Below are 14918 nucleotides of genomic sequence, written 5' to 3'. Positions count from 1 at the left end.
ATAAATTTATGTAGCCTGGGTGCAGTGCAGCGGAACCAATATTTAGTAATTCCCAGGTTCCGCTGCACTGCACCCAGGCTACATCTAACACGAATTCTCTGGTTTTTGAATTAATTTGTGAGTATGCTATGCAAACGCTTTATTGACAAGGAGCCTCGTATGGCAACAGTTGCTCAATTTGATGTTACATATACCCAATTTTTAAATGAGAATGGAAAATTAGTCGGTCAATTGCCCGCTTTTGCCCATGATCATTCTACGTTAAAAGAACTTTATAAAATCATGGTTCTTACACGTACCTTTGATAAAAAAGCCATTGCCTTGCAAAGAACAGGCAAAATGGGAACTTATGCTCCTATTAACGGACAGGAAGCAATTTCAACGGCTATTGGTCATGCAATGCGTCCAGAGGATGTGCTGATTCCTTATTACCGTGATTATGCTGCCCAATTTCAGCGCGGAGTGAAAATGTCTGAAATTTTAGCATTTTGGGGTGGCGATGAACGCGGTAGTCAGTTTTCTTCTAATGCAGAAGACTTACCAATATGTGTTCCCATTGCCTCTCAATGTTTGCATGCAACGGGCGTTGCATTCGCTTTCCAATACCGAAATCAACCACGCGTTGCTGTAGTCTGTCTTGGTGAAGGTGGAACTTCTGAAGGCGATTTCTATGAAGCGATGAATGTTGCAGGCACTTGGAATTTACCTGTTGTTTTTGTGGTAAACAATAATCAATGGGCTATTTCTGTCCCCAGAGACCAGCAGACGGGCTCAAAAACAATTGCACAAAAAGCTATAGCGGCAGGTTTTGAAGGCATACAAATCGACGGCAATGATATATTGGCGACAAGACAAGTTATAGGCGATGCGATTGAAAAAGCACGACGAGGTGAAGGCCCTACTCTAATTGAAGCCTTATCTTACCGCTTATGCGATCATACTACGGCGGATGACGCTACCCGCTATCAACCTGGTGAAGAGGTTGAAAAGGCCAAGCCAAAGGAACCAATATCACGATTTAAAGAATTTCTTATGGAGCAAAAAATCTGGAATGCTCAAGATGAAGAAAATTTAGTAATCCATTGTGCTGGAGAAGTAGAAAAAGCAGTGAATGAATATCTGAGTATGAAAACACAGCCTATCAGTAGTATTTTTGATTATCATTATGCTGAATTACCTGAGTATTTAGTGGAACAACGTGCAATAGCTATGGAGGAAGCAACTCATGCCTGATATTACTTTGATTGAGGCAGTAACTCAGGCCTTGGCTTATGAGTTAGCTCATGATGAAAATGTTGTCGTTTTCGGAGAAGATGTTGGTAAAAACGGAGGGGTGTTCCGAGCCACAGTTGGATTACAAGAACGCTTTGGTGAAAAAAGAGTATTTGATACTCCTCTTGCAGAATCCATGATTGCTGGACTGGCGATTGGTATGTCCATACAAGGACTAAAGCCTGTCGCTGAATTTCAATTTATGGGATTTATTTATCCTGCCATGAACCAAATTATTTCGCATGCTGCGCGTATGCGTAATAGAACACGGGGTCGATTACATTGTCCTCTCGTTTTTCGAGCTCCTTTTGGTGGAGGTATCCGCGCCCCTGAGCATCATTCAGAAAGTACTGAGGCATTATTTGCTCATATTCCTGGGTTACAAGTTGTCATTCCCTCTTCACCAAAGAGAGCATATGGCTTGCTCTTAGCGGCTATGCGAAATCCCGATCCAGTCATTTTTCTTGAGCCCAAACGAATTTATCGTTTGGTCAAGCAACCTGTAGAAGATAATGGAGAAGCGCTTCCTATTGGTAAATGTTTTACTTTGCAACAAGGTGATGACGTCACATTAATAAGCTGGGGTGCCAGCATCCATGAAACCCAACAAGCAGCGAAGCAATTGGGTAATGAAGGAATTTCTTGTGAAGTAATTGATGTTGCAACCATCAAGCCATTGGATATTGAAACAATTTTAGCCTCAGTAGAAAAAACAGGACGATGTGTTATCGTTCATGAGGGAGCAAAAACTTGTGGGGTCGGCGCCGAAATTTCAGCACAGATTATGGAAAATTCCATGGCTGATTTAATGGCTCCAGTCCAACGGGTAACCGGATATGATACTGTAATGCCTTATTTCCAACTGGAAAAACAATACATACCTAGTGTTACACGTATTAAAAACAGCGTTATGAGCATAATGGAGTAATAATGAATATTTTCAATCTACCTGATTTGGGTGAAGGCCTACCAGATGCTGAGATACATGAATGGTTTGTCAAAGAAGGCGATACGGTTGTGGCCGATCAACCCTTGGTTTCAATGGAAACTGCAAAAGCAGTAGTGGATGTACCATGTCCTCAGTCTGGAACGATTAGCAAATTATATGGAAAACCTGGCGATGTAATTAAAACAGGAGAACCTTTGGTAGCTTTTGAATCCACCAGTGCCAAACCTGCAGATAAAGGAACTGTAGTTGGTAACTTAGAAGAAAGTAGTGAAGTTTCCGAAGATAATTTTACTATTGGTGCTCAACACGCTGCTAAAAATCGAATCAAAGCGACTCCTGCGGTTAAAATGCTTGCAAAAAAACTGGGTATTGATTTAGCCACACTTAAAGGAACTGGAGAATTTGGTGTCATCACTCGTGATGATGTTCAGGCACAAGCAGATAAAAACTCCGAAGTTCCTGCTGGTTTTGAACCGCTACGCGGAGTAAGACGCGCTATGCTCAATAGTATGGTGCAATCTCACACGGAAGTAGTTCCTGTAAGTATTTTTGATGAGGCAGATCTTAATGCATGGAAACCAGGTACTGATATTACGGTTCGTTTAATCCGAGCCATGATCTATGCTGCTAAAAAAGAGCCCGCATTAAATGCATGGTTCGATACAAAACATAGCGCACGCCAATGTTTTGAGCAGGTACATCTTGGATTAGCCATGGATAATGAAGAAGGATTGTTTGTGCCTGTGATTCATGATGCAGGAAAACTTTCCGATGCCGATCTGCGAAAAATGATCAACGACTTTAAAAAGTCCGTGAGCAATCGAGAGATTACTGCCGATAAATTGAAAGGTGCTACGATAACTCTTTCCAATTTTGGAAAATTTGCTGGTCGTTTTGCAAGTCCCATTATTGTTCCACCGATGGTTGCCATCTTAGCTGTAGGTAGACTCTATCAGGGTGCTGTCGTTAACACTGAAGGAACCATAGAATCACATAATATACTTCCATTATCACTAAGTTTTGATCACCGAGCAGTCACTGGAGGCGAAGCAACTCGTTTCTTAGGGGCGGTGATGGAATCCTTGCAGAAGGAATAGTAAAACTCCTTTCTCTTAAATAATGTAGTCTGGGTGCAGCGCAGCGGAACCCGGGGTCAAACCAAGATTTGCGCTTTGATCCCGGGTTCCGCTGCGCTGCACCCAGGCTACAATTAAAAACGTATTATTGTTGCATTTTTTGTTGTATTTTACTTTTTACTTTTTCAGCTATTTTCATTTTGCATCGTTGCAATTGCTCTGGACTAAAATTGGTGTTGGGTAATTGTTTTTTCCCCATTGCAACAGGTAAAACACAGTCTTTGACTAATTCTTTACCTGCCCCTTGCCCTCCTTTGAAGTAACCATTTTGCATACAAGAGATCGCAATAGCTTTGCATGGTCCTGTCCAACCAAATAACGACACGCTCATTAATAAACTAAATATACCAATCTTTGCAAATAATTTGTTCATTTTAATAATTCCTTTTATATTGAGGATAGAAAAATCCTATTTTTAAGAATTGCCTCTAAAATATAGCACAATATTTATACATTGCTTTATTCGTCAAATTTAATAAATAAAAAAATCATCTAAGATCTTCATTAATTTATCAAAATCGTCCTCGTTATTACTTAATATTACTATTGTTATTCGATGATGAGGCAAGTATCCAAGAAAACTGTGATAGCTGTCTTGCCCTCCTTGAAATGCAATTAATGGGCCTAAAGAAGTTAACTCCGTCGACAAACCAAGATGTTCCCAATTTCCATCCTCATCCTCGAAATAATTTTTAAGCATTATTGATCGAAGTTCATGCTCTGCCTTGGTATAAAAATAATTAGTCCATCTAATTAAATCGGCGCTGGATGAAATGATATTTCCAGTTCCAACAGCATTACTCATGTCTATGAAAATTTCTCTATTCAAATTTTTAACTAATTTAGGAAATCGAAAATCTTCTTTTAAAACAAAGTAATTATCCTTAACTGGAGCTGCCGAAAAGGTCATATCACCAGGTTCTTTAATTAGTTTATTGAAAATATCCTCGAAAGATGATTGTTCTAATTCTTCAAGTAACTTTGCCAGTAAAAAGTAATTTGTGTTGGAATAATGATAGGTTTTCTCAGGATTAAAATGTACCGACTGCATGATTTCTACAGGGTTAATTGGATTATTCAAAGCTTGGGGCTGCATCAGTTCACTTTGATAATAATCAATATAATCAGAAAGACCGGACCGATGAGTTAATAAATCCAATAAGGTAATTTCAGATATCCAAGTCCTATTAACATTTTTTAAAAATGTAGAATTCGGGAATAGTAAGATAATTTTTTGCTCTAACAGTTGCGTTAAATCGAGATGAGCATATTTTCTTCTCAATGAACTAAGCAACATATAAGCAGTCATATGTTTTGTAAGTGATCCAATATAAAATTGGGATTGATCCGTTATATTCCGGCCTGAATATGAAAAAATGCCGTATCTACTTGAAATAGTAATAATACTGTCTTTCAAAGTCGGTTCAATTTTGTTCAACTCTTGCTGTAATCGTACTAAATAGTGTTCTGAGTTGTTGGATGAGGCCGCACAAAACGAAGGTAAAAAGATCAGGGTGATACTAACAATATAATAAATACTCTTTTTTAAAATACGTGCTACATTCATTATAAAAAATCTGCTATTTGATGCTATGTCTGGGCAATTTTATTAAGTAATGCAGCAAGCCTGCATCCTGCATACGTAACTTGCTTTTGCGCTAATTGCTGGGCATTTTCTTGATATTTAGTACTAGGAGTTTCATTAGGGTTCATTTGATAAACATTCTTTAAAGCCAACTTATAAGACATTTTTGCCCATTTAGCAGGTCTTGTTTGTTTATCAATAAACGTACAGGGTAATTTTTCTTCCAATTGATGGGCTGTATTTTTCACTCGCGCCTCATCATACGTTCCAAGAAAAAAACCTGCCCCATTATCCCAATATTGATGCAAATTTTTGCCTACTGGATTCACTCCGAGTAGGAATAAATTACCACCTAAATCTCCCTTAGGATGCTGGGCACTGACTCTAGTTGTAGCATGTAAAGGTTGATGAATATCACCGGTTATATGAATTAACATGCGTAATGCAAGCTTCTTGTCCGATGGGGTAGTCTTTTTAGAAGATAGAACAGAAGCCGCCTGTTTAATTGTCTTTATGGCATTGGTGCTTTCAACAGGAGGAACTGGGGTTCCGTCACTGGAAAAAGGAATATCGATATAATGCATTACATCATACCAATATACTTCTCTCCATCTGATATCATCCATCCAAGTTGAAGCACTTACAAAACTTGAATTAAGCGTGTTATCCGTGCGCGAACGGAGATATTTATGACACATTTCCTTGGCTTTGGGTGATAAATTATCATAGGCAATTTGTGCCACTATCCTGTGGCCTGCCGCATTCCAAGCATAGCTGTTTAAAGTGCCCAAGCAAAAAATAAGTGCATAAATAATCCGTGTCATAATTAACCTAAATAGGGAGACCACGCAGGTTCTTGTACATCTCCTTCACGTGCGGGCAGTCTCATTCTTATTCTACCGTCAAGAGAAACGATACCTAATACACCTTTATCCTGATTGTGGGTCGCATAAAGAATTAAACGACCATTCGGCGCAACAGACGGAGATTCATCACGACCAGAGAACGTTAGGCTGACAACCGGTCCGCCGTTTGCACCCTGTAATCCTATGTTAAATTGCTTGTCATCTCGATGCAACATAACAATATTTTTCATGTCTGGAGTATAAGAGGCACGCGCATTATAGTTGCCTTCGAAAGTCAAACGAGTCACTTGACCATTAGCTAAAGACAAACGATATATTTGCGGTGAGCCGCCTCTACCCGAGGTAAATAATAAGCTTTTACCGTCCGGAGCATAACGTGGCTCGGTATCAATAGCATCACCAAAGGTTAATTGCTTCATAGTACCTGTGCTGATGTCGATGTTATATATTTTAGGTGTTCCACTTTTAGATAATACTACAGCGAGTTCTCTTCCATCAGGCGACCATGCAGGAGCACCGTTAATTCCTGGGAAGCTGGTAATTAAACGTCTTTGGCCTGTCTCAACTGAAACAGTAAATATTTGTGCTCTTTTCTTCTCAAAGGAAACATAAGAAATACTTTTGCCATCAGGTGCCCAAGCTGGGGACATAATAGGCTCTGATGAGACTAACAAACTTTGAGGATTATGTCCGTCAGCATCAGCAACTTCCAATGAGTAACGAGTACTGCTTGCAGTTCTTTGAACAGAAATATACGCAATACGGGTAGAGAATATTCCCCTCTCCCCGGTTAATTTTTGGTATACTTCATCACTAATATGATGTGCTAGCGGTCTCAATTGGTTCGCACTAATCTGATACGTTTTTGTCAATAACGTTGCCCCATTAGCTACAGCATCAACTAGGGTAAAGCTCACTTCATAATGATTCCCAACCTGACTTACGCGACCTGTTACAACACTGTCTGCACCCAATTGTTTTAACGTACCGACTGACGATTGCGAGTTTGCTCCTTGTGGGCCAGAAACAATTCGAAACTGCCCTGATATATTTAGGTCATTTTCGATTACTTGCCCGATTTCCTGAGCAGTTCTATCTGAACCAAAAGAATTAATTGCAATCGGTAATGCTGAGTTAATCCCTTGAGTTAACTCCAAATCAAGAGCAAAAGTTTGCTGCGTCAAAAGTAATAAAAATAGTGTAATAATTCGGTTAATCACGAGTTTTACCCCCTCACTTGTTCTGGTCGAACGGTTAAACTTATATCGCGAAACAGGTTAAATGTTTCTGCATCCGCAGGTACAGGTAGCGGCGAAGCCTTACGAATCGCTGTTTGCGCTGATCGGTCAAGTAATGGATCGCCACTGCTGCGGGTTAAAGTAACCTCCAATACCATTCCATCAGGAGCAAGACGTATTCTGAACTGGCTCGATAAGCTGCTGTCAACATTTTCAGGCAATATCCAATTTCTTCCTATGGCATTTACAATAAGTGCCTTATATTTGTCAACTTCACCAGCGATACGCGCTTGTCTTTCAGCATTTTGAGCTGCTTGTGCTTGTTTTGCAGCAGCATCAGCCGCTGCTTGTTTTTTTCTTTCCATTTCAGCTTTTTTTGCCAGCTCAGCTTTCTTTTCTGCCTTTTCTTTGTCAGCTTGGGCTTTCTCTGCCACTTTTTTCTTATTCAGTTCGTCGAGCTTTTTAGCTTCCAATTGCTGCTGTTTTACTAATTCTTCTTTTTGTTTTTTTAATTCCTCAACACGCTTCGCTTCCAATGCTTTTTGCTCAGCAAGCTTCTTTAAGCGTTTCTTTTCTTCTTCTGCTTGCTTCTTATGTGCAATAGCTATTTTATTGGCTTCTTCTTTAAGTCGCGCAATTTGTTGCTGTTCCTTTATTCTTTGCTGTCTTGCTGCTTCTGCCTGTCGTTTAAGCTCATTTTGTCGATTGACTTCGGCTCGTTTTTGTTGCTCACGTTCTTGTTTTAAACGGTTAACCGTTTCCATTACCTGCCTATTATCAACACTGACAGCCTTTACTACTTCAGTTTGTGGCGTCACGGCAATGGGCTGGTCTACTCCTGGAGTATTTTTAGTTTCGGCTGTTAAAACAGGCCGTTGACTTGAGTTGTCAGTTAACAACATCACGATTAAAAAAAGATGTAATCCAAGCGCAGCAAAAAAAGCTTTACGATAACTAGGATTGCTTATCATGCTTGCCCCTCTGTTTTTTCCGCCCCTGAATCGGTTAATAATCCTACTTGTTCCGCACCGGCTTGCTTGAGTAATGCCATTGCTTGAACGACTTTTCCGTATGCAACACCTTGGTCTCCTTTAACCAATACATTAAGCTTTTGATTTGATTGCTTTGCTAATTCCAATTCTGCAGCAACGCGAACAACTAAAGCTTGGGACTCTATTGGTTCTGCAGGTGTGCTGCTGATATTAAGGAAATAAGTACCTTGCTGATTTACCGAAACAATAATCGGTTCTCTATCGGTAGGGGCCAAAGTTTGACTTGCAGCTTTTGGCAGGTCCACAGTTACTCCCTGACTCAGCATAGGTGCTGTGATCATAAAAATAACAAGTAAAACCAACATCACATCGATATAAGGCACAACATTAATTTCTGATATGGGGCGTTCGCGTTTGGTTTTTGCTCTGATCATTTCAAATTTTACCCTCTTACAGTATCACTGTTTTGTTGTTCTATAAGCGATATTAATTCTTCCTGAAATAAATCAAATCGATTTAATAAATCATTAGCACGTGTTGTATATCGGTTGTACGCAATAACCGCAGGTATTGCAGTAAATAAACCCAAAGCCGTAGCCACTAGCGCTTCAGAAATTCCTGGAGCAACCATAGCAATAGTAGCCTGTTGGGCATGACCTAAAGCCTGAAAAGAAGTCATTATACCCCAAACAGTACCAAATAGTCCTACATAAGGTGCAATAGAACCCACAGAAGCAAAAAAGGGTAAATGCTTTTCTAGTTTTTCAGCTTCTTTGACATGGGTAATTTGCATCACCCGTTGTATTGGTTCAATAATGACATTGCCTTGCTTTCTAGCCCGAACAAATTCTTTAAAACCAGCATGAAAAATAGCTGCCATGCCATGTCGTTCATCTAAATTACTATCAATATCAGCATATAGTCTGCTTAAATCACCACTGTCCCAGAATCTTCGGGTAAAAGCCTCTGTAAGCTGTTTTTTTCGGTTAAAAAACCATGCTCGCTGAAATATTAATGTCCATGACGTGATGGATGCAGCAGCGAGTAAAATCATGACTGATTTAACAACCAAACCTGCTTGCATAAAGTACATTAATACATTTGCTTGATTACTCATCTATATTATCTCCAGTACCAAGAATCTTATCTATGTGTCGTAGTCATACTTTGTAGCCTGGGTGAAGGCATAAGCCGTAACCCAGGACTCTGCTTTTATTTTCCCGGGTTCCGCTTCGCTGCACCCAGGCTACTATTACCTGGGCCACGACAATTTTTTTATTCAATGTGGAAATCGTTTGGGTTTCAAATTACTATCCACACAAACCACTTGAATTTTAGCGTCACAAATTATTTTTCCTTGTTGATTTTGCATGCCCTGTTCAAATAAAAAACTACAAGCTCCTAATTGCTGTACTTGAGTATTAACTGTTATTAAATCATCCAACCGAGCAGGTGCTTTATAACGAATATGTATATCATATATCGCAAAAAGTGTATCTTGTTTCATCAAATCAGAGAGGATCAAATTATTTTGTCTTAGCATTTCTGTCCGAGCTCGCTCAAAATAACGAAGATAATTCGCATGATATACAATCCCCATGTAATCTACGTCTTCAGCATACACTCGAAAGGAATGTTGATACGTGGTTGTGGCATCCATGAAATTAGTCCTGCTCTACTGTGTTTAAACCAAAATGCTGATAAGCCCTTGGTGTGGCTATTCTACCTCTTGGAGTGCGCATAAGGAATCCTTGTTGTATTAAAAATGGCTCTAAAACATCTTCAATTGTGCCTTTTTCTTCGCCGATTGCTGCAGCAATACTATCAACACCTACAGGCCCCCCATTAAATTGCTCAATTACTGCGAGCAGTAATTTTCTATCCATGAGATCAAAACCATGTTTATCCACATCCAACATTTCCAAGGCTTTTTGTGCCATATCAACACTAATGACACCGCTCCCCTTAACTTCTGCATAATCCCTAACGCGACGGAGTAAACGATTCGCAATACGAGGTGTCCCTCTTGAACGCAAAGCGATTTCTCTCGCTCCTTCAGGTTTTGTTTTTACATGAAGTAATTGCGCAGAACGCGCCACAATTTGTGTTAATGAATCTACAGTATAATATTCAAGGCGTTGTACAATGCCAAACCTATCTCTAAGCGGAGAAGTAAGTAAGCCTGCTCGTGTTGTTGCGCCAATTAGAGTGAACGGTGGTAATTCCAATTTGATAGAACGTGCGGCAGGTCCCTCACCAATCATAATATCCAGTTTATAATCTTCCATCGCTGGATAGAGTATTTCCTCAATGACAGGGCTAAGTCTATGAATTTCATCGATGAATAGAACATCATTTGCCTGCAAATTAGTGAGTATTGCTGCGATATCCCCTGCACGCTCAATGACAGGCCCAGAAGTTTGTCGCAAATTAACACCCATTTCATGAGCAATAATATTTGCTAAAGTTGTTTTACCAAGGCCAGGAGGACCAAATATTAAGACATGATCCAGAGCATCTTTTCTCTTTTTCGCTGCATCAATAAAAATCTGCATCTGTGATCTCACAGCATCCTGCCCTATATATTCACTAAGACTCAAAGGTCTGATAGCACGATCAATCGCCTCTTCTGAGGCAATACTTTGAGTACTGATTAAGCGGTCACTTTCCAGCATAAAGTTCTTATTATTGGTTCGGCGAATGAAGTTATTTTATCATATGTTTTTTGAATCGCAGCTTATTTGTTGCGTTTATGAAGAGAAAATCAAAAAATTAATCGTTCGTGAGCTTACAGCGATAAGCTGGAAACCATGGTAGTCCCGGATAAGGGCTTTGCCTGCGTTCGCGACTACTTTATTCTAATTAATAGGTCATGCCCTCTGTGTAAGAATAGGGCCTCTCAGGTTGATAGGTCTTTTCGTCAGATACTTTAGAAGGTGTTTCTGAAGACTGTACAACTGCTTTAAAAAACGTGATTAAACTTTTTTCACGATTAAATTCCTCCTCAACAGGAGAACTCGATTTAAATTCATCAATGCAATTGAGGAAGTTAACCACTGAGAATATCGCTCCCAAAGCAGAAGTTGATAGGACGGCAAGAGCAAAGAAAGGATTAACGGTCGCTAGTGGTGCTGCCATTAAAACAGTATATGAGAAAAATGCACACGCTGTCCCAGCCCAGAATAATAACTCTAGTGCATTCAAAATGTTCTCAAGAACAACACCAGTTTTTCTGAGAGACTTTATATCTTCCATAGTCTTCAGTACTTCATCAGCTGTTGTCTCTCCATTTTTTATCTCTTCAAGACCTTGAACAAAAAGTTCATAAGCTTGTACGTATTCTTCCTCATCTTCTTTAAAAGTTGCATCAATATACAATTTGTTGTAGTACGCTTTAAGAGCATCTAAATCTTTTCTAATTTGTGCATTTAATGCCAATCCTAGAAACAATGCATCAATTTTTTTATCACATTCTTTCAAACGCTCTTCAAGTGGATTAAACATAATTCTTCCCTAGTAAAAGAAATAGCAGTTATATTGATTAGCAAGTAATCACTTGTTTTATATCATAATTGAATGGACGATTAAAGATAATGTAACTTTACCCTCTCAGTTTACTGTACTGCTAAAGTTATGCTTTCAGTAATTTGTTCATCAAAAATTTCCATTCTTGAACCCGATGCGGCAGAATTTTGAGGTTTAAAAAAAGTTACTAAATATCGCTCTCTCTCATCTTCATCATTTAATCGAGTATATGATTTAAAGTCATCAATACACTGCAAAAAATTACTGATTGATTTAATCAGTAGCGCAGCTGCAATAATTGTTAAGCCAAAACCTAGTAATGCGTTTGGAGCGGTAATCGTAGTAGCACAAAGAAAAAAAATGGAGCTTGCTGCTGCCCAGAAAGTTGTTTCCAGCGTTTTGACTATATTATAAAAAGCAATGCCTAATTTTCGATTAAAGGTCTGATCTTGAATCATTTTTAATGCTTTATCTGCAGAAAGTCCGCCGTTTTTAACTTTAATCAGATTATCAACAAACCATTCATAACTTTCTACAATGGTTTTACGAGCATAAATTGATTTATTGAATGAAGTATTGTAGTACGTATCAACATCGTTTAAATGTTGTAAAAGTATTGGTTCAGGTTCATTTTCTTCATAAAGTCGTAAAAGCTTATTATGACAACTAACTAACCGTTCTTCTAAAGAATTAGGCATAAAAGAGCTCTGTAAAAATATTTTTATAAAGATAACTGATTATAAAATAATCAAAAATTATTTTATATCATAATTGTAAGCGGAAAAAAATGACTACAATTGATCTATTGATGCCATGACCAATTTACGAGCTCTAAAAATACGAGATCGTACTGTTCCAATGGGGCAATCCATTTTTTTTGCAATGTCTTCATAAGATTGACCATCAAGGATATGCATTCCATAACAAAGACGTAATTCTTCAGATAAAGTAGAAAGTATGTTTTCCAATTGCTCACCAAACTCGATATTCATTAATAAATATTCAGGAGATAATTGAACCGACGGATAATAATTATCTGCATATTCAGCTTCCATATCCGTACGTAAGTGAGCTGAACGATAATGATTTTTGATTGTATTCTGTGTAATACGATACAACCAGGTTGAGAATTGGCTTTTCTCATTAAAATAATGTAAATAGCGATAAACTTTAATTAATACTTCTTGAGCCAGATCACTAACATTCGCTCGATCTTGAATATGTAAGTGAATAATTTGCTGTATTTTATTATTATACCGTGACAACAACAGATTATAAGCTTCCATGCTCCCCTGTCTAGCCAAATTAATCAAGTCCTCATCACTATAAGAAGCTTCTTTATTCATCACTTCCTCATAATTCCATTATATGAATGACTGATCTTTATTTATACCACATGTATAATTATATACTATTTTTGATGTGTTTTAAGAAATAATAACCGCAATTGATTGTTTGTAATCTGATCAAGAAATAAAACGAGATGCTTTTTTTGACTGTAGCTTTTAAATTCAATGAGCAGAAAAAAAGGATTGTGAATCAGGATAGTTGCTTGAACATAAGTTTTTTTGTTACCCAGAGTTGGTTCCAAAACCCATCCGTTGCCTGTAAAGTGAATTTTCCTAATTGAAGAACATGGGTTTTGTTTAGACCAATCCTTTTTTAGCAAAACAACAATAAAGCCGAGTAAAATTGCTTTGATAAAAAGATATACTGATGAATAGAAAATTAAAGCAACTGTAATGAGATAAACTACTAAAGTGAAACGCAAATAAGTCTTTGACTTTCCTGGTTCAATTGCTATTTCGTATAATAGTGACAATTTTTTTAAGCTCTTTATCTTGAGGTTCTTCATGCCCCATCAGCCAGGCAAACAATTCTGGGTCAGTACAACTTAATAATGAGTTAAAGGCATCGAGTTCTTGTGGCGACAAACACTCAAGTTTTTGTTCAAGAAAACGGTGTAAAATTAGATCCAATTCCAACATACCACGGCGGCAGTGCCATTCAAATCTTGCTTTTTCTTTGGTATCTAGCATGGGATGTCTCTTTACGAATGAGGTACGGGCAAATAATACACTAGTGGCTTTATAAACGGAAATCATTAAATCTTATATTTTCAACACTAAGGACTTTTACAATTCGCTAGATTGAGCCAAAATAGTATAATTGTAAACAGCCCCTACTATGGAGCGTTTAAAAAATCAGATACACTCTCCAAAATTTCAATTTGACAGTTATTCGTTGTTGAAAGTAACTGCTTATTTCGGGTTAGTAATAATGAGTAAAATTCTTACACATCTTGTTAATAGCAGAGTATTAACAACCTTCAAAGACTTAGAGAAAGAGTTAATACTTTTACCACAAAACAATTATTTATTTGATTTATCCTACCTGGGTGTTATTGATGTTGTAGGGGATAAAGCCATTGATTTTCTGCAAGGACAATTAACTTGTGACTTACTGTCCATATCCGACATACAAATGGCCCAAGGCGCTCAGTGTAATCTTAAAGGACGGATTCTTGCTTTAATGGATGTCATCAATTGGCAAGGTATTAAGTTAATTCTTCCTAATGATTTACAAGAAGCATCTATAAATTCATTAAATAAATATGCTTTGCTCTCTCGTGTTTCACTCAAAATAAAAACTGGTTTTAATGTCTTTGGATTTTACTTACAAAATCAAAAAGATATAATTCCTGACACCGAGTTCTTCCCAAGCGCGCTTTATTCCCAAACATATAATGCTCGTTCTTGCTTTTATCATTTAGGCCATGGGTTCTATATTTTTCTCGCCTTAACTGATGATGCCGATGAGATAAAGCAACGCTTTATAGACAGAGAGCAATTTCTTGGCTCTTTAACCTGGCACACTTTAAGACTGTATCAAAGACAAATAGAGATTTATCCTGAGTCTAGAGGTCTATTTTTACCTCATAGACTTGATTTACAACAGACCCCATACATTAGTTTCAATAAAGGTTGCTATAAGGGACAAGAAATTATTGCTCGAATGCATTACAAAGCGACTTTAAAACACCAAATGAAAATTTATGAAATTAAAACAGAGCAAAAAATCTATTCAGGACAAAAAATACTAAATCAATCTGAAGGAACAGAAGTCGGTGAATTGATTGACTTCTCTATTCTTGGACCTGAGCATTATTTAATCGCAGCAAGTATATTAAAAGAAGCGAATCGAACTGTGTTTCTTGAAGGGCATAATCAGTCAGTAGATTTGATAGACGTCTCCTCCATTATATTACCAGAACCTATCTAATTGTGTAGCCCGGGTGCAGCGCAGCGGAACCCGGGAATCTGTTGTCAAGAAACCCCGGGTTCCGCTGCGCTGC

At 38.1% G+C, this 14918-nt stretch carries 18 protein-coding genes; 4 read left to right on the top strand and 14 right to left on the bottom strand.

The features are described 5' to 3' along the window. The first annotated feature begins 159 nt into the window (after positions 1 to 159). The 3 genes from pdhA to Lstg_RS01885 are packed head-to-tail and all read left to right on the top strand — an operon-like array spanning position 160 to position 3318. Positions 160 to 1233, top strand: a complete 1074-nt coding sequence (gene pdhA / locus Lstg_RS01895) for a pyruvate dehydrogenase (acetyl-transferring) E1 component subunit alpha (protein WP_058475961.1) — start codon at positions 160 to 162, stop codon at positions 1231 to 1233. Continuing rightward, positions 1226 to 2200 carry an alpha-ketoacid dehydrogenase subunit beta gene (locus tag Lstg_RS01890; RefSeq protein WP_058475960.1) on the top strand — a complete coding sequence of 325 codons (975 nt, stop codon included), beginning with the start codon at positions 1226 to 1228 and terminating at the stop codon, positions 2198 to 2200. Before pdhA ends, Lstg_RS01890 begins: the two co-directional genes overlap by 8 nt. 2 nt (positions 2201 to 2202) lie before the next feature. Beyond that, positions 2203 to 3318 (top strand): dihydrolipoamide acetyltransferase family protein, encoded by a 1116-nt coding sequence (locus Lstg_RS01885; protein WP_058475959.1) that lies wholly within the window; start codon positions 2203 to 2205, stop codon positions 3316 to 3318. A gap of 124 nt (positions 3319 to 3442) precedes the next feature. Here the strand turns inward: Lstg_RS01885 and Lstg_RS01880 are convergent, their stop codons facing one another. The 14 genes from Lstg_RS01880 to Lstg_RS01815 all read right to left on the bottom strand — a co-directional run bounded on the left by Lstg_RS01880 (position 3443) and on the right by Lstg_RS01815 (position 13602). Continuing rightward, positions 3443 to 3730, bottom strand: coding sequence for a hypothetical protein (locus Lstg_RS01880; protein WP_058475958.1), 288 nt, complete (start codon positions 3728 to 3730; stop codon positions 3443 to 3445). 99 nt (positions 3731 to 3829) lie between these two features. Further along, positions 3830 to 4924: a serine hydrolase domain-containing protein gene (locus Lstg_RS01875; protein ID WP_058475957.1), complete on the bottom strand. Its 1095-nt coding sequence runs from the start codon at positions 4922 to 4924 to the stop codon at positions 3830 to 3832. A 23-nt stretch (positions 4925 to 4947) separates the two neighbouring features. After that, on the bottom strand, positions 4948 to 5766 hold the full coding sequence (locus Lstg_RS01870) for a S1/P1 nuclease (protein ID WP_058475956.1): 819 nt from the start codon (positions 5764 to 5766) through the stop codon (positions 4948 to 4950). A 2-nt stretch (positions 5767 to 5768) separates the two neighbouring features. After that, positions 5769 to 7028 carry a Tol-Pal system beta propeller repeat protein TolB gene (gene tolB, locus Lstg_RS01865; protein WP_058475955.1) on the bottom strand — a complete coding sequence of 420 codons (1260 nt, stop codon included), beginning with the start codon at positions 7026 to 7028 and terminating at the stop codon, positions 5769 to 5771. 5 nt (positions 7029 to 7033) lie between these two features. Next, positions 7034 to 8017 carry a cell envelope integrity protein TolA gene (gene tolA, locus Lstg_RS01860; protein WP_058475954.1) on the bottom strand — a complete coding sequence of 328 codons (984 nt, stop codon included), beginning with the start codon at positions 8015 to 8017 and terminating at the stop codon, positions 7034 to 7036. Continuing rightward, on the bottom strand, positions 8014 to 8472 hold the full coding sequence (tolR, locus tag Lstg_RS01855; protein WP_058475953.1) for a protein TolR: 459 nt from the start codon (positions 8470 to 8472) through the stop codon (positions 8014 to 8016). Before tolR ends, tolA begins: the two co-directional genes overlap by 4 nt. Before the next feature lie 8 nt (positions 8473 to 8480). Further along, positions 8481 to 9155: a protein TolQ gene (tolQ, locus tag Lstg_RS01850; RefSeq protein ID WP_058475952.1), complete on the bottom strand. Its 675-nt coding sequence runs from the start codon at positions 9153 to 9155 to the stop codon at positions 8481 to 8483. 162 nt (positions 9156 to 9317) lie between these two features. Beyond that, a complete protein-coding gene (locus Lstg_RS01845; protein ID WP_058475951.1) occupies positions 9318 to 9698 on the bottom strand; it encodes a YbgC/FadM family acyl-CoA thioesterase in 381 nt (126 codons plus the stop codon). Positions 9699 to 9702: 4 nt separating this feature from the next. Continuing rightward, positions 9703 to 10713, bottom strand: coding sequence for a Holliday junction branch migration DNA helicase RuvB (gene ruvB, locus Lstg_RS01840; RefSeq protein ID WP_058475950.1), 1011 nt, complete (start codon positions 10711 to 10713; stop codon positions 9703 to 9705). A 187-nt stretch (positions 10714 to 10900) separates the two neighbouring features. Further along, on the bottom strand, positions 10901 to 11542 hold the full coding sequence (locus Lstg_RS01835) for a DUF5638 domain-containing protein (RefSeq protein WP_058475949.1): 642 nt from the start codon (positions 11540 to 11542) through the stop codon (positions 10901 to 10903). A gap of 110 nt (positions 11543 to 11652) precedes the next feature. Beyond that, positions 11653 to 12261 carry a DUF5638 domain-containing protein gene (locus Lstg_RS01830; protein WP_058475948.1) on the bottom strand — a complete coding sequence of 203 codons (609 nt, stop codon included), beginning with the start codon at positions 12259 to 12261 and terminating at the stop codon, positions 11653 to 11655. Between the two features lie 93 nt (positions 12262 to 12354). After that, the gene (locus Lstg_RS01825) at positions 12355 to 12909 is read right to left on the bottom strand and encodes a sigma-70 family RNA polymerase sigma factor (protein ID WP_058475947.1); all 555 of its coding nucleotides are present in this window, start codon (positions 12907 to 12909) and stop codon (positions 12355 to 12357) included. A 65-nt stretch (positions 12910 to 12974) separates the two neighbouring features. Further along, complete coding sequence (locus tag Lstg_RS01820; protein ID WP_058475946.1) at positions 12975 to 13385, bottom strand: hypothetical protein; 411 nt, start codon at positions 13383 to 13385, stop codon at positions 12975 to 12977. Next, entirely contained in the window at positions 13357 to 13602 is a 246-nt protein-coding gene (locus Lstg_RS01815) for an FAD assembly factor SdhE (RefSeq protein ID WP_058475945.1), read from the bottom strand. The genes Lstg_RS01820 and Lstg_RS01815 overlap by 29 nt, the downstream gene beginning before the upstream one ends. 241 nt (positions 13603 to 13843) lie before the next feature. On the opposite strand from Lstg_RS01815, the gene ygfZ reads away from it, so the two are divergent. Beyond that, complete coding sequence (ygfZ, locus tag Lstg_RS01810) at positions 13844 to 14845, top strand: CAF17-like 4Fe-4S cluster assembly/insertion protein YgfZ (protein WP_058475982.1); 1002 nt, start codon at positions 13844 to 13846, stop codon at positions 14843 to 14845. The last annotated feature ends 73 nt before the right edge of the window (positions 14846 to 14918 follow it).

The organism is Legionella steigerwaltii, assembly GCF_001468065.1.
GTDB lineage: Bacteria > Pseudomonadota > Gammaproteobacteria > Legionellales > Legionellaceae > Legionella > Legionella steigerwaltii.
The sequence above is the reverse complement of the archived record's forward strand: the minus strand, read 5'-3'. Positions and strand labels throughout refer to the sequence as shown.

Bases quoted from the DNA above. Each gene is read 5' to 3' on its own strand.
- Lstg_RS01890 (WP_058475960.1), top strand. From the start codon at position 1,226: ATGCCTGATATTACTTTGATTGAGGCAGTAACTCAGGCCTTGGCTTAT.
- pdhA (WP_058475961.1), top strand. From the start codon at position 160: ATGGCAACAGTTGCTCAATTTGATGTTACATATACCCAATTTTTAAAT.
- Lstg_RS01830 (WP_058475948.1), bottom strand. From the start codon at position 12,261: ATGCCTAATTCTTTAGAAGAACGGTTAGTTAGTTGTCATAATAAGCTT.
- Lstg_RS01875 (WP_058475957.1), bottom strand. From the start codon at position 4,924: ATGAATGTAGCACGTATTTTAAAAAAGAGTATTTATTATATTGTTAGT.
- Lstg_RS01870 (WP_058475956.1), bottom strand. From the start codon at position 5,766: ATGACACGGATTATTTATGCACTTATTTTTTGCTTGGGCACTTTAAAC.
- Lstg_RS01885 (WP_058475959.1), top strand. From the start codon at position 2,203: ATGAATATTTTCAATCTACCTGATTTGGGTGAAGGCCTACCAGATGCT.
- ygfZ (WP_058475982.1), top strand. From the start codon at position 13,844: ATGAGTAAAATTCTTACACATCTTGTTAATAGCAGAGTATTAACAACC.
- Lstg_RS01880 (WP_058475958.1), bottom strand. From the start codon at position 3,730: ATGAACAAATTATTTGCAAAGATTGGTATATTTAGTTTATTAATGAGC.
- Lstg_RS01815 (WP_058475945.1), bottom strand. From the start codon at position 13,602: ATGCTAGATACCAAAGAAAAAGCAAGATTTGAATGGCACTGCCGCCGT.
- ruvB (WP_058475950.1), bottom strand. From the start codon at position 10,713: ATGCTGGAAAGTGACCGCTTAATCAGTACTCAAAGTATTGCCTCAGAA.
- tolA (WP_058475954.1), bottom strand. From the start codon at position 8,017: ATGATAAGCAATCCTAGTTATCGTAAAGCTTTTTTTGCTGCGCTTGGA.
- tolQ (WP_058475952.1), bottom strand. From the start codon at position 9,155: ATGAGTAATCAAGCAAATGTATTAATGTACTTTATGCAAGCAGGTTTG.
- Lstg_RS01845 (WP_058475951.1), bottom strand. From the start codon at position 9,698: ATGGATGCCACAACCACGTATCAACATTCCTTTCGAGTGTATGCTGAA.
- Lstg_RS01835 (WP_058475949.1), bottom strand. From the start codon at position 11,542: ATGTTTAATCCACTTGAAGAGCGTTTGAAAGAATGTGATAAAAAAATT.
- Lstg_RS01825 (WP_058475947.1), bottom strand. From the start codon at position 12,909: ATGAATAAAGAAGCTTCTTATAGTGATGAGGACTTGATTAATTTGGCT.
- tolR (WP_058475953.1), bottom strand. From the start codon at position 8,472: ATGATCAGAGCAAAAACCAAACGCGAACGCCCCATATCAGAAATTAAT.